1 pseudogene is annotated in these 292 nt (G+C 63.4%); it reads right to left on the reverse strand.

Annotated features, from left to right (window positions below):
- Positions 1–292 (reverse strand): annotated as a pseudogene (locus P0G09_RS19890) (F0F1 ATP synthase subunit alpha); the annotation flags it as partial.

A 292-nucleotide genomic window follows, 5' to 3' on the forward strand; every position in this document is an offset into this window, starting at 1 on the left:
CCAGCTTGCCCGGGTCCACGCTTTCGACCATGCCCTTGGCACCGTTCTCAAAGGTGACGATCTCGCCGTAAACGGCCTTGTCCTTGCCCTCCACCTGCACGATGCCATCGGCAGAGGAGATGACCACGCCGCCCTCGGCAGAGGTCTGGGCGGGCTTGTAATCCTCGATGCGGGTCTTGAGGGTGGCCAGAGAGGGCTTGCCAGCCATCATCTGATCCAGCTGGTGGCGGCCGGAGTTGTCGAATACCTGGTCGCCCACCTGCAGCACATAGCCGGAGAGCAGGCTCTCGTC

The sequence above is a fragment of the Faecalibacterium sp. DFI.5.82 genome, assembly GCF_029076575.1.
In the GTDB taxonomy this organism is placed as follows: Bacteria; Bacillota; Clostridia; order Oscillospirales; family Ruminococcaceae; genus Faecalibacterium; species Faecalibacterium duncaniae.